General features: G+C 64.7%; 13 protein-coding genes. 7 read left to right on the top strand and 6 right to left on the bottom strand.

Features of this window, described 5'->3' with window-relative positions; translation table 11 throughout:
- Positions 1 to 58: 58 nt before the first annotated feature.
- Entirely contained in the window at positions 59 to 703 is a 645-nt protein-coding gene (locus F3J44_RS19725) for an MBL fold metallo-hydrolase (protein ID WP_167058915.1), read from the top strand.
- Positions 704 to 822: 119 nt separating this feature from the next.
- Positions 823 to 1,539: an OmpA family protein gene (locus F3J44_RS19730; RefSeq protein WP_370526322.1), complete on the top strand. Its 717-nt coding sequence runs from the start codon at positions 823 to 825 to the stop codon at positions 1,537 to 1,539.
- 113 nt (positions 1,540 to 1,652) lie between these two features.
- Here the strand turns inward: F3J44_RS19730 and pta are convergent, their stop codons facing one another.
- Positions 1,653 to 3,740 carry a phosphate acetyltransferase gene (gene pta, locus F3J44_RS19735; RefSeq protein WP_167275231.1) on the bottom strand — a complete coding sequence of 696 codons (2,088 nt, stop codon included), beginning with the start codon at positions 3,738 to 3,740 and terminating at the stop codon, positions 1,653 to 1,655.
- Positions 3,741 to 3,772: 32 nt separating this feature from the next.
- Positions 3,773 to 4,075, bottom strand: a complete 303-nt coding sequence (locus F3J44_RS19740; protein WP_167275234.1) for a DUF3565 domain-containing protein — start codon at positions 4,073 to 4,075, stop codon at positions 3,773 to 3,775.
- On the opposite strand from F3J44_RS19740, the gene F3J44_RS19745 reads away from it, so the two are divergent.
- From F3J44_RS19745 to F3J44_RS19755, 3 genes are all read left to right on the top strand, one after another.
- Positions 4,074 to 4,559 carry a peptidylprolyl isomerase gene (locus F3J44_RS19745; protein ID WP_167275236.1) on the top strand — a complete coding sequence of 162 codons (486 nt, stop codon included), beginning with the start codon at positions 4,074 to 4,076 and terminating at the stop codon, positions 4,557 to 4,559. The two genes, F3J44_RS19740 and F3J44_RS19745, sit on opposite strands and share 2 nt — an antisense overlap.
- Before the next feature lie 146 nt (positions 4,560 to 4,705).
- Positions 4,706 to 5,188: a glutathione peroxidase gene (locus F3J44_RS19750; protein WP_167058900.1), complete on the top strand. Its 483-nt coding sequence runs from the start codon at positions 4,706 to 4,708 to the stop codon at positions 5,186 to 5,188.
- Positions 5,189 to 5,352: 164 nt separating this feature from the next.
- Positions 5,353 to 6,456 carry an NADH:flavin oxidoreductase gene (locus tag F3J44_RS19755; RefSeq protein ID WP_167275239.1) on the top strand — a complete coding sequence of 368 codons (1,104 nt, stop codon included), beginning with the start codon at positions 5,353 to 5,355 and terminating at the stop codon, positions 6,454 to 6,456.
- On the opposite strand, the gene F3J44_RS19760 is transcribed toward F3J44_RS19755, so the two are convergent.
- Positions 6,425 to 7,624, bottom strand: coding sequence for a glycosyltransferase family 1 protein (locus F3J44_RS19760; protein WP_167275242.1), 1,200 nt, complete (start codon positions 7,622 to 7,624; stop codon positions 6,425 to 6,427). The genes F3J44_RS19755 and F3J44_RS19760 overlap by 32 nt on opposite strands.
- A 177-nt stretch (positions 7,625 to 7,801) precedes the next feature.
- Here F3J44_RS19760 and F3J44_RS30245 point away from each other — a divergent pair, with 177 nt between their 5' ends.
- Positions 7,802 to 9,118: a PAS domain-containing methyl-accepting chemotaxis protein gene (locus F3J44_RS30245; RefSeq protein ID WP_167275244.1), complete on the top strand. Its 1,317-nt coding sequence runs from the start codon at positions 7,802 to 7,804 to the stop codon at positions 9,116 to 9,118.
- 54 nt (positions 9,119 to 9,172) lie between these two features.
- On the opposite strand, the gene F3J44_RS19770 is transcribed toward F3J44_RS30245, so the two are convergent.
- Positions 9,173 to 9,583: a hypothetical protein gene (locus F3J44_RS19770; RefSeq protein WP_167275247.1), complete on the bottom strand. Its 411-nt coding sequence runs from the start codon at positions 9,581 to 9,583 to the stop codon at positions 9,173 to 9,175.
- A 93-nt stretch (positions 9,584 to 9,676) separates the two neighbouring features.
- The gene (gene cysZ, locus F3J44_RS19775; RefSeq protein ID WP_167275250.1) at positions 9,677 to 10,405 is read right to left on the bottom strand and encodes a sulfate transporter CysZ; all 729 of its coding nucleotides are present in this window, start codon (positions 10,403 to 10,405) and stop codon (positions 9,677 to 9,679) included.
- 330 nt (positions 10,406 to 10,735) lie between these two features.
- On the opposite strand from cysZ, the gene trxB reads away from it, so the two are divergent.
- Positions 10,736 to 11,698: a thioredoxin-disulfide reductase gene (gene trxB / locus F3J44_RS19780; protein ID WP_167275252.1), complete on the top strand. Its 963-nt coding sequence runs from the start codon at positions 10,736 to 10,738 to the stop codon at positions 11,696 to 11,698.
- 122 nt (positions 11,699 to 11,820) lie between these two features.
- On the opposite strand, the gene nadC is transcribed toward trxB, so the two are convergent.
- The gene (nadC, locus tag F3J44_RS19785) at positions 11,821 to 12,669 is read right to left on the bottom strand and encodes a carboxylating nicotinate-nucleotide diphosphorylase (protein ID WP_167275255.1); all 849 of its coding nucleotides are present in this window, start codon (positions 12,667 to 12,669) and stop codon (positions 11,821 to 11,823) included.
- Between the last annotated feature and the right edge of the window lie 141 nt (positions 12,670 to 12,810).

Here is a 12,810-nt window from a genome sequence, read left to right on the forward strand (position 1 = left end):
CTCGATTTCCCTGCTAGCGAAGACCACGCTACCATCCCGGCTGTAGCCAGGAGCCCCCATGAACGCTGCCCCCACCACCCTCATCCGTGAAACCTTCCCCGTCGGCCCCCTGCAGTGCAACTGTACCCTGATCGGCGACCCGCTCAGCAAAAAGGCCATCGTCGTCGACCCCGGCGGCGACCCGGACAAGATCCTCGCCCGCCTGCAGGCCCATGGCCTGACCCTGGTGAGCATCATCCACACCCATGCGCACTTCGACCATTTCCTCGCCTCGGGCAAGCTCAAGGAGCTGACCGGCGCCACCTTGCACCTGCACAAGCACGACCAGCCGCTGTGGGATAACTTGGAAATGCAGTGCCAGATGTTCGGCGTGCCCTACACCCCAGTCCCGTCACCGGACCGCTGGCTGGGCGATGACGAGGAACTGGCCTGCGGCTGCGGCGTGGCCCTGCACACGCCGGGGCATACCCCAGGTTCGATGAGCTTCTGGTTCGCCGACGCCAAGCTGCTGGTGGCCGGAGACACGCTGTTCCGCCGGGGTATTGGGCGTACTGACCTGTGGGGTGGCGACTCGCGTGCTATCGTTCGGTCGATCAAGGAGCGGCTGTACTGCCTTGACGAGGATGCCGTGGTGGTCACCGGCCATGGGCCGGACACCCGCCTGGGCGATGAAATGCGCGAGAACCCGTTCGTGCGGGCTTGAGCCTTGATGAAAAAGGCTTCACGGAATTTTTCCTGGCGCGTGTAATCCAAGGCTGGCATACATCCATCCGTAGTCTGCCGCATATTCGAATTTTTTGTAGGAGCTCGTCCATGTTCACCATGCGTCGCCTGATTATCGTCGCAACCACCGCCGCCCTGATGACGGGCTGCGCCGGGCAAAACCCCTATGACAACCAGGGCCAGGCCCAGGGCGAGTCCTCTGGCATGAGCAAAACCGCCAAGTACGGCGGCCTGGGTGCCCTGGCAGGCGCCATCGCCGGTGCTGCCATCGACCACAACAACCGTGGCAAGGGCGCGCTGATCGGCGCCGCTGCGGTCGGTGCAGCAGCAGCGGGCTACGGCTACTACGCCGACAAGCAGGAAGCCGAACTGCGCGCCAAAATGGCCAACACCGGCGTTGAAGTGCAGCGCCAGGGTGACCAGATCAAGCTGATCATGCCGGGCAACATCACCTTCGCCACCGACTCGGCGAACATCTCGCCAAGCTTCTACAACCCGTTGAACAACCTGGCCAACTCGTTCAAGCAGTTCAACCAGAACACCATCGAAGTGGTCGGCTTCACCGACAGCACCGGCAGCCGCCAGCACAACATGGACCTGTCCCAGCGCCGTGCCCAGGCCGTCAGCACCTACCTGACTTCCCAGGGCGTCGACCCGTCGCGCGTAACCGTTCGCGGCATGGGCCCGGACCAGCCGATCGCCAGCAACGCCGACGCCAATGGCCGTGCGCAGAACCGCCGTGTCGAGGTCAACCTCAAGCCGATTCCTGGCCAGCAGTATGACCAGCAGCAGGGGCAGGTTCAGCAGTATCCCTGATGCTCTGATTTTGTAGGAGCGGGCTTGCCCCGCGAAGCAGGCGACGCGGTGCATGGCACCGGCTACGCCGGTGTTCGCGGGGCAAGCCCGCTCCTACAGGACGTTGTGGCGGTCTAGCGGGTAACGCTGGCCTGGATCGCCGTAAGCGCGATGGTATGCACGATATCGTCCACCTGCGCCCCGCGCGGCAGGTCGTTGACCGGCTTGCGCAGCCCCTGCAGCATCGGCCCCAGGCTGACCCCGTCGGCACTGCGCTGCACCGCCTTGTGGGTGGTGTTGCCGGTGTTCAGGTCGGGGAACACGAACACCGTGGCGCGCCCGGCCACCGCACTGCCTGGCGCCAGCTGGCGGGCGATCTCGGGGTTGGCGGCGGCGTCGTACTGCAGCGGCCCGTCGATCAGTAACCCTTGCTCCACGCTCTGTGCCAGGCGCGTGGCCTCGCGCACTTTCTCCACTTCCTCGTCGCTTGCCGAATCACTGGAATAACTGATCATCGCCACCCGTGGCGCGATGCCGAAGGTATGCGCCGATTCGGCGCTCTGCCGGGCAATTTCGGCCAGCTCGCTGGCGCTCGGGTGCGGGTTCATCACGCAGTCGCCGTACACCAGCACCTGATCGGGGAACAGCATGAAGAACACCGACGACACCAGGCTCGCGCCCGGCGCCGTCTTGATCAGTTGCAGGGCCGGGCGGATGGTGTTGGCGGTAGAGTGCACCAGGCCCGAAACCAGGCCGTCGACTTCGTCCAGGGCCAGCATCATGGTGCCGATCACTACCGGGTCTTCCAGCTGCTGTTCGGCCATGGGCGCGTTGAGGTTCTTGCTCTTGCGCAGGTCGACCATCGGTTCCACATAACGCCCGCGAATCAGCTCGGGGTCGAGCACTTCCAGGCCCGGCGGCAGGCTGATGCCCTGGGCGCGGGCCACGGCCTCGACCTGCTCGGGCTTGGCCAGCAATACGCAGCGGGCGATGCCGCGCGCCTGGCAGATGGCCGCGGCCTGCACCAGCAGCGGTTCGGCCCCTTCGGGCAGGACGATGCGCTTGTTGGCCTGTTGCGCCCGCTGGATCAACTGGTAGCGGAACACCGCCGGGGACAGGCGCAGTTCACGCGGCGTGCCGCAGCGCTGGTGCAGCCAAGTGGCGTCGAGGTGGCTGGCAACGAAGTCGGTGATGAACTCGGCGCGGTCACGATCGTCCACCGGGATTTCGCGGTTCAGCGAGTTGAGCAGGTTGGCCGTCTCGAACGAGCCGGTGCTCACCGACAGGATCGGCAGGCCGGCCTGCAGGGCGCCGCGGCACAGGCCGAGGATGCGTGCATCGGGTTTGCTGTCGCTGGTCAGCAGCAGCCCGGCCAGCGGCACACCGTTGATCGCCGCCAGGCTGACGGCGAGGATGATGTCGTCGCGATCGCCCGGGGTCACCACCAGGGTGCCGGGTGTCAGCAGCGGTACGGTGTTGGCCACGGTGCGCGCGCAGATGATGATCTTGTTCATGCGCCGCTGCTCGTAGTCACCGGCATTGAGCACCTGGGCGCCCATCAGCTCGGCCACGTCGCGGGTGCGCGGGGCATTCAGCTCGCTTTGCCAGGGGATGCAGCCAAGCAGGCGGAAGTCGTTGCCGCGCAGCAGTGGCGAATGCTCGCGCAGGCGTGCGGCGAAGTCGGCCATGCTTTCGTCGGTGCGTACCTTGTTGAGGATCACCCCGAGCACTTTCGGGTCGCGTGGGCCGCCGTACAGCTGGGCCTGCAGCTCCACCCGCCCGGACAGCTCGCTGAGCACCTCGTTTTCCGGGGCCGACACCAGGATCACCTCGGCGTCCAGGCTCTTGGCCAGGTGCAGGTTGACCCGCGCGGCGTAGCTGGCGTGGCGGGTCGGCACCATGCCTTCGACCACCACCACGTCATTGCCGACGCAGGCCTGCTGGTACAGGCGGATGATTTCTTCAAGCAGCTCGTCCAGCTGGCCATCGCCGAGCATGCGCTCGACATGGGCCAGGCTAAGGGGCGCCGGCGGCCTGATACCGTGGGTGCGCGCCACCAGTTCGCTGGAGCGCTCCGGGCCGGTATCGCCTGGGTGAGGTTGGGCGATTGGCTTGAAGAAGCCCACCTTGAGCCCGGCGCGCTCCAGGGTGCGGATCAGGCCCAGGCTGATGGAGGTCAGGCCGACACCGAAGTCGGTCGGCGCAATGAAAAATGTCTGCATGCGTGCTTCTCGAAATAAGCGGTGCAATGAATTCAACGGCCAAGGGTAGCGCTATCGGCCCCCTGCGCGCACCAGCCACAGGCGAATGCCTGGCCGATGCGCTGCGCGCGCTGCTCGGCATCCAGCACCCACGGGCGTGCCTGCCAGGGTGGCTGGTGGCGCAGGTGCTGGGTATGGCCGCACGACAGCTCGACCACCCAGTGGCCGTCCTCGTCCTGGTGGAAGCCGAGGATCCGACTGATGGGCCGCCCGCAGCCCGCGCCGCGTTCGCATTCGGGCGATGCCTTGGTTACACTTATGGGCTCTACATACTTTTGCAAAAGGTCTTGCCCCATGCTGATCGCCGCCAACAAGGCAGTCTCCATCGACTATACCCTGACCAACGACGCCGGGGAGACCATCGACAGCTCCGCCGGTGGTGCGCCGCTGGTTTACCTGCACGGTGCCGCCAACATCATCCCGGGCCTGGAAAAAGCCCTGGAAGGCAAGCAGGCCGGTGACGAGCTGGAAGTTGCCATCGAGCCGGAAGAGGCCTACGGCGAATACCTGGCCGAGCTGGTCAGCACCCTGAACCGCAGCCTGTTCGAAGGCGTCGACCAACTGGAAGTGGGCATGCAGTTCCACGCTTCGGCGCCGGACGGCCAGATGCAGATCGTCACTATTCGCGACATCGACGGCGACGACATCACCGTCGACGGCAACCACCCACTGGCTGGCCAGCGCCTGAACTTCAAGGTCAAGGTCATCGAGGTGCGTGACGCCAGCGAAGAAGAAATCGCTCACCGTCACATCCACGGTGAAGGTGGTCACCACCACTGATTTTCTGCGCTAAGCTCAGAAAGTCGCCAGGCGCTCGGACAAGCCGGCATCCCTCTTCGGAGGCGCGTGCGGGGCTCGAAAGAGCGCCTTTTTAGTGGGCGCGATTTGCCCCAGGCGGCAACCGGGAACCTGAGAGGGGATTCATCATGAGTGCATTTCACGACCTGACGTTGAAGGCGCTGAACGGCGAGGACCTGCCCCTGGCGCCGTTCAAGGGCCAGGTGGTGCTGGTGGTCAATGTCGCCTCCAAGTGTGGCCTGACGCCACAGTATGCGTCGCTGGAAAAGCTCCACCAGCAGTTCAAGGGCAAAGGCTTCAATGTGCTGGGCCTGCCCTGCAACCAGTTTGCCGGGCAGGAGCCGGGCACTGAAAAGGACATCCAGGAGTTTTGCAGCCTGAACTATGGCGTCAGCTTCCCGCTGGGCGCCAAGCTTGAGGTCAATGGCCACGACCGCCACCAGCTGTATCGTCTGCTGGCGGGCGAGGGCGCGGAGTTCCCCGGCGACATCACCTGGAACTTCGAGAAGTTCCTGGTGGGCAAGGACGGCCGGGTGCTGGCCCGCTTCGCCCCGCGTACCGCCCCGGACGATCCATCGGTGCTGCAGGCCATCGAGAAGGCCCTGGGCTGACGCACACCCTGTAGGAGCGGCGCAAGGCCGCTCCTGCAGGCGCCAATCTCAGGCAGCCGTTTCCCATCTCGATACCTGCGAATCACCCAGATCAATAATGCTTCGCCACGCCCCCCGTAGTCCCTAACCTCAGGCGCATTTCCTACCCAGACGGAAGCGCCCCCATGTCCAGCAGCCCCCTGTTCCAGCCCTTCACCCTTGGTGCGCTCGAGTTGCCGAGCCGTGTCGTCATGGCGCCGATGACCCGTACTTTCTGCCCAGGCGGCGTGCCACACGCCGGTGTGGTGGAGTATTACCGGCGCCGGGCTGCCGCCGGCGTGGGCCTGATCATCACCGAGGGCACCACGGTCGCGCACCAGGCCGCCAACGGCTATGCCAATGTGCCGCAGTTCCACGGTGAAGCCGCCCTGGCCGGCTGGAAGCAGGTGGTCGATGCCGTGCACGCCGAAGGCGGGCGCATCGTGCCGCAGCTCTGGCACGTGGGCGCGGTACGCCGCCTGGGCACCGAGCCGGATGCCAGCGTGCCGGGCTTTGGCCCGAGCGAGAAGGTCAAGGACGGCCAGGTGCTGGTGCACGGCATGAGCCATGACGACATCCGCCAGGTGATCGCCGCCTTCGCCCAGGCGGCCCGCGATGCCCAGGCCATCGGCATGGACGGGGTAGAGATCCACGGCGCCCACGGCTACCTGATCGACCAGTTCTTCTGGGCCGCCAGCAACCGCCGTGATGACGAATACGGCGGCGACCTGGCCGGCCGCTCGCGTTTTGCCATCGAGCTGATCCAGGCCGTGCGCGCGGCGGTGGGGCCGGGCTTCCCGATCATTTTCCGTTTCTCGCAGTGGAAACAGCAGGACTACAGCGCCCGCCTGGTGGAAACCCCCGAGGCCTTGGCGGCCTTCCTCAAGCCACTGGCCGAGGCGGGTGTGGATATCTTCCACTGCTCGACCCGGCGCTTCTGGGAGCCGGAGTTCGATGGCTCGGAACTGAACCTGGCCGGCTGGACCCGCCGCCTCACCGGCAAGCCGACCATCACCGTGGGCAGCGTCGGCCTTGACGGCGAGTTCCTGCAGTTCATGGTCGACACCGACAAGGTAGCCAAGCCGGCCAGCCTCGATGGCTTGCTACGCCGCCTGGGGGACCAGGAATTCGACCTGGTGGCAGTCGGCCGGGCGCTGCTGGTGGACGCCGAATGGGCGCAAAAGGTGCGTGATGGGCGTGAGGCGGACGTGCTGCCGTTCAGCCGTGAGGCGCTGACGACTCTGGCTTGATCGCCAGCGGCCCGGCGGACGGTGTGCTGTGGCAAGCGTTGAACAGGTGCGACTCGAACTGTTCGACAATCGCCGGCCAACCCTGGCGGCTGGCGTGCTGGCGGGCGTTGAGGCGTACCCTGCGCAGGGTTTCGCTTTCCTCCAGCAGCCAGCAGGCCGCATCGATGAAGGCCGCCTGGTCGCCCGGCATGGCCAGCGCACCGGTGTGGCCGGGGCGGATATGCTGGGCGGCGGCGGCTTCGTCGAAGGCGACCACCGCAAGGCCCGAGGCCATGGCTTCGAGCACCACATTGCCGAAGGTTTCGGTCAGGCTCGGGAACAGGAACAGGTCGCCGCTGGCGTAGTGTTCGGCCAGTGCCTCGCCGCGCTGGGCTCCGCAGAACACCGCATCCGGCATTTGCTGTTCAAGGGTTGCGCGTTGCGGGCCGTCACCCACCACTATCAGGCGCAGCCGCCGCTGTGGATAACGTTGTTGCAGCGCCTGCAGGCAAGGGTGCAGCAGGGTCAGGTTCTTTTCTGCGGCCAGGCGGCCGACATGCAGCACGGCGATGTCGTCCGTCGCCAGCCCCCAGCTGTCGCGCAAGGCCTGGTTGCGCCGGGCCGGGTTGAACAGGCCGGCGTCGACGCCACGGGCCATCAATGCCAGGCGTTCGAAGCCGCGGCGTTCCAGCTCCAGGCGTTGGCTGGCGCTGGGCACCAGGGTGGCGGCGGTGCGCCGGTGGAACCAGCGCAGGTAATGGGTGAGCAGGCGTGCCAGCAGGCCCAGGCCGTACTGGCCGGAGTATTGCGGGAAGTTGGTGTGAAAGCCGCTGACCACGGCAACCCCCAGGCGCCGCGCGGCGCGCAGGGCGCTGAGCCCCAGCGGGCCTTCGGTGGCGATGTACAGCACGTCGGGCCGCTGCCGGCGCCAGCGGCGCAGCAGCTTGTGCATCGACACCTCGCCCCATTGCAACCCCGGGTAGCCGGGCAGGGCCCAGCCACGGCACAGCAGCACGTCCTGGTCATCGGCCGCGGGCAGGTCGTTGGCCTGGCGTGGTCGCACCACTTCTACCCGGTGGCCACGCTGTCGCAAGCCCTCGCTGAGGCGGCCAAGGGTATTGGCCACGCCGTTGATTTCAGGTGGGAAGGTTTCGCTGACAAGGGTGATGCGTAGGGCGGGTGTATTCATGAGAAAAAGTCTCCGCCTGCTTGGTTGCGCCTATGTGACACCCATGTGACGCGCAGGTGACGCCTGATTCCCGGCACCGGGCCTGCATGAATAAATCTTTGCAGCGCACTCAAGAGCCGGGTCCGGCAGCCGATGAAGATGCATCGAAATCGGGTGATGCGCTCGGGGAGAGCGGTGATGTTCAACAGCAAGCTCAAGAAAGAAATCCAGCAACTGCGTGAAGAGCTGATGGCCGTCGAGCAGGTCAAGAACAGCCTCGACAGCGAAATGCTGGTATTGCAGCTCGACCCCCAGGGGCGTATTGAACAGGCCAATGGCAACTTCGAGAGCGAAATGCTCTACCGCGCCGAGCAACTGATCGGCCGCAACATCGAAGACATCGTGCCGGCGCATGTGAAGAAGCTCGATTTCTACCAGCGCATGAAAAGCGCCATCAGCCGTGGCGAGCACCTGAACGGCGCCTTCCGCCTGCTGCGGGGCAACGGCCAGGAAGCCTGGCTGCGCTCGATCCTGCAGCCGGTGAAGGCGGCCGACGGGCGCATCAAGCACTTCACCATGCACTCCAGCGACCTGACCCGCACCATCGAAACCTCCCGTGAGCACGAAAGCCTGATCAAGGCGCTGATGCGCTCCACCGCGGTCATCGAGTTCAACCTCAATGGCGAAGTGCTGACCGCCAACGACCGCTTCCTGCACGCTGTCGGCTACAGCCTGGAACAAGTGCGCGGCAAGCATCACCGCATGTTCTGCGAACCCGAAGAGGCCAATTCGCCAGGTTACCAGGCGTTCTGGGAGCGCCTGCGCCGCGGCGAGTACGTGGCCGACCGGTTCAAGCGGGTAGATGCCCACGGCCGCACGATGTGGCTGGAAGCTTCCTACAACCCGATCTTCGACGCCCACGACGTGCTGTACAAGGTGGTGAAGTTCGCCACCGTGATCACCGACCAGGTCAACCAGGAACAGGCCGTGGCCCAGGCGGCAGACATCGCCTACACCACCTCGCTGGCCACCGACGACAGCGCGCGCAAGGCCACCGACGTGGTCACCCAGACCGTGGAAGTGATGCGCGGGCTGGAAGGTTCGATGCAGGACGCCGCCGAAGGTATTCAGGCGCTGGACAAGCAGTCCAAGGTGATTGGCGCGATCATCAAGACCATCAGCGACATCGCCGGGCAAACCAACCTGCTGGCGCTCAACGCGGCCATTGAAGCCGCCCGCGCCGGTGAACAGGGCCGTGGCTTTGCCGTGGTTGCCGACGAAGTGCGCCAACTGGCCTCGCGCACCAGCAGCGCCACCGAGGAAATTGCCAAGGTGGTGCAGCAGAACGAGCAATTGGCGCAAGCAGCGGTGGACATCATCGACACCAGCAAACGCCAGGCCGAGCAGGGGTTGGCGTTGGCGGCCGATACCGGCGGAGTGATCGTAGAGATCCAGGAAGGGGCGAAGAAAGTGGTGGATGCGGTTGGGCAGTTCTCCAACCAGTTGGGCCATTGACCCAACAAGAGAAAGGGGCCGTGGCCGGCCCCAATCAAGCGCAGGCCGGTACCTTCAACCCTTGGTTTCGGTGTCCTTGATGTGGTCGTAGACGAAGCCCATCACGGCGCTGACAAGGTCTGCATCAAGGTCCAGGTTTGCTTCTCGGCTGGTGGTGTAGGCGGCCGAGTAGAAGCCACCACCGGTGCCGAACTGGGTTGAAGCACGCTCGTTGTCCAGCACGGCTTGCGTCATGATCTCCACCAACGACTTGCTGTAGTCGATCACGCCGTCCACAGGGTGGCCGGTGAAGTAGATCTGATCGTAGGGGTGTTGCACCTGGTTGGCTTCCAGCAGCTGGCGCAAGCGCCACTTTGCGCGATGCTCTGCAACCACTGCACTTTGGCGATGAGCCTCGATACCCGCCAGCTCGATGAAGTCGTTCGGCTTCACGTCGGTGAACTCGATTGCCTTGAATGTTGCCATTTTCAATCTCCTGATTTCCGACAAAGCCGCGCAAGTGCGGCCTTGGGAAACCATTGGAAATGAAACGAGGCAGGCCCCGGCGCTACATGTGTACTACGTGCGCTCGCGCACATAAAACAACGTAGCCCCTGCCACCGCTGCTGGCATCATCAGCACGTTCACCCCCGGAATGAGCAACGCCAGGTAGGTAATCCCGCCAAAGCCCATCGACTGCCAGCGCTTCTGCCGCAGCCAGGCGAGCATGTCTTGCCAGCTCATCTTGTTGTTGTCTGCCGGGTAGTCGATGTACTGGATGGCCATCATCCACACGCCAAACACCAGCCACAGCGGTGCAGTCACCACGTTCACCACCGGGATCAGCGACAGGATGAACAAGCCGATGGCCCGTGGCAGGAAGTAGCCGAGCTTGCGCATTTCACGGCTGAAGGTGCGCGGCACCATGGCCACCAGCTCGCCCCAGCTGAACGCCGGGAACGGGTCTTTACCGCGCACCACCACCTCGACCTTTTCCGCCAGGAAGCCGTTGAACGGCGCAGCGATGACGTTGGCCACCAGGGTGAAGGTGAAGAACACCATCAGTACCAGCAAGGCGACGAACAGCGGCCAGAGGATATAGCTGAGGAAACTCAGCCAGCCCGGCAGGGTGGGCATCAGCGCATCGAGCCACAGGCTGAACTCGTGGCCGGCGAAGTAGATCAGGCCACCGAACAGCAGCAGGTTGACCGCCAGCGGCAGCAGCACGAACATCCGCAGGTTGGGGCTGAGCACCAGTTTCAGGCCTTCGCGCAGGTACTGGGGGCCGGAGAGGACAGGGGCTTGCATCGGGACACTCCGCAGAGAAGGGAAAACGCGCTGACCTTACCGAGTTTACCGCGCCGACGAAAGGCGGCCGCGCATGAAGAAACCGGCTGTAACAAAAGCTTCGACGCCTGCGCGGTGGGTGAAATTCTCAAATAGAGGTTACCTATGAGGTGGATTGTCGAAGGATATTTCCTTAATCTCTGCCACCTCGCTACAGTGCGCTCAACGTTCGGTTTGTGGACCTGCGCGTTGTAGCCCTTCCCCAAGTGCTGCGTGGGTCCTTTTTAATGCTCGGCTGGCGCAGCCGGTACACCGTGCCGGCCCCTGCGGCCCGCTCGACAGGAGTTCGACATGTCTGAAGTACGTCATTCGCGCGTCATCATCCTCGGTTCCGGCCCTGCCGGTTACAGCGCCGCGGTGTATGCCGCCCGCGCCAACCTCAAGCCGCTGCTGATCACCGGCATGCAGGCCGGCGGCCAGCTGACCACCACCACCGAAGTCGACAACTGGCCGGGCGACCCCCACGGCCTGACCGGCCCGGCACTGATGCAGCGCATGCAGGAACACGCCGAGCGCTTCGAGACCGAGATCGTCTTCGACCACATCAACGCCGTCGACCTGGCCAACAAGCCCTACACCCTGCAGGGTGACAGCGGCACCTACACCTGCGACGCGCTGATCATCGCCACTGGCGCCAGCGCCCGTTACCTGGGCCTGCCGTCGGAAGAAGCGTTCATGGGCAAGGGCGTTTCCGCCTGCGCGACCTGCGACGGTTTCTTCTACCGCAACAAGCCGGTGGCCGTGGTAGGCGGTGGCAACACTGCCGTGGAAGAGGCGCTGTACCTGGCCAACATCGCCAGCAAGGTGACCCTGGTACACCGCCGCGACACCTTCCGTGCCGAGAAAATCCTGATCGACAAGCTCAACGCCCGCGTGGCCGAAGGCAAGATCGAGCTCAAGCTCAATGCCACCCTGGATGAAGTGCTGGGTGACAACATGGGCGTAACCGGTGCACGCCTGAAGAAAAACGATGGCAGCAGCGACGAAATCAAGGTCGACGGCGTGTTCATCGCCATTGGCCACACCCCGAACACGTCGCTGTTCGAAGGCCAGCTGACCCTCAAGGACGGCTACCTGGTAGTCAACGGCGGCCGTGAAGGCAACGCCACCGCCACCAACGTCGAAGGCGTGTTCGCTGCAGGCGACGTGGCCGACCACGTGTACCGCCAGGCGATCACCTCGGCCGGTGCCGGCTGCATGGCCGCCCTGGACGTTGAGCGCTACCTGGACGGCTTGGCCAACGCCGCGTTCTGATACCGCTTGTTGGGGCCGCTTTGCGGCCCATTCGCGGCACAAGGCCGCTCCTACAGGGGATTGCGTAAACCCTGTAGGAGCGGCCTTGTGCCGCGAATGGCGGGCAAAGCGCCGCCAATGCTTTACAGGCTAAGGCGCATGGACAGGTCCACCGCCTTCACATCCTTGGTCATCGCACCAATCGAGATGTAGTCCACGCCGGTTTCGGCAATCACCCGCAGGGTGCTCTCGTTTACCCCGCCGCTGGCCTCCAGCTTGGCCTTGCCCGCGTTGATGCGCACCGCTTCGCGCATTTCATCCTGGGTCAGCTCATCGAGCATGATGATATCTGCCCCGGCATCCAGCGCCTGGCGCAGCTCATCCAGGCTTTCCACTTCGATTTCCACCGGCTTGCCCGGTGCGATGCGGTGCGCCGCTGCCACGGCCTCGGCCACGCCACCACTGGCGGCAATGTGGTTTTCCTTGATCAGGAAGGCGTCGTACAGGCCGATGCGGTGGTTATGGCAACCACCGCAGGTTACGGCGTATTTCTGCGCAAGGCGCAGGCCTGGCAGGGTTTTGCGGGTGTCCAGCAGGCGCACCTGGGTGCCTTCGACCAGGTCGGCCAAAAAGCGCGCGCGGGTGGCCACGCCCGACAGCATCTGCAGGAAGTTCAGCGCGCTGCGCTCGCCGCTGAGCAGCGAACGGGCCGGGCCTTCGAGGTGGAACAGCGGCTGGTTGGCCATGGCGCGCTCGCCATCGGCAACCTGCCAGTGCACCGCTACCCGTGGGTCGAGCTGGCGGAATACTGCGTCAACCCAGGCGGTGCCGGAAATCACGCAGTCTTCGCGGGTGATGATGGTGGCCTTGGCCAGGCGCTCGGCCGGAATCAGCTGCGCGGTGATGTCGCCACTGCCGATGTCCTCCAGCAGTGCGCGGCGCACGTTGGCTTCGATCTCGGCAGTCAGGTCGGCAAGGCGTAGGTTCGGCATGGTCGGCTCCACAAGCTAGATGCCGGCGATTATAGGGCAGGGGGCGGCGCTGTACAGCCGCTTGCCGACCGACCTTTGGTCAGGCCGATTGAGCATTCGTTGTAATCCAATGTCATTAACACGCCTGGTAAGAGGTGCTAG

The organism is Pantoea sp. Tr-811, assembly GCF_011752535.1.
In the GTDB taxonomy this organism is placed as follows: domain Bacteria; phylum Pseudomonadota; class Gammaproteobacteria; order Pseudomonadales; family Pseudomonadaceae; genus Aquipseudomonas.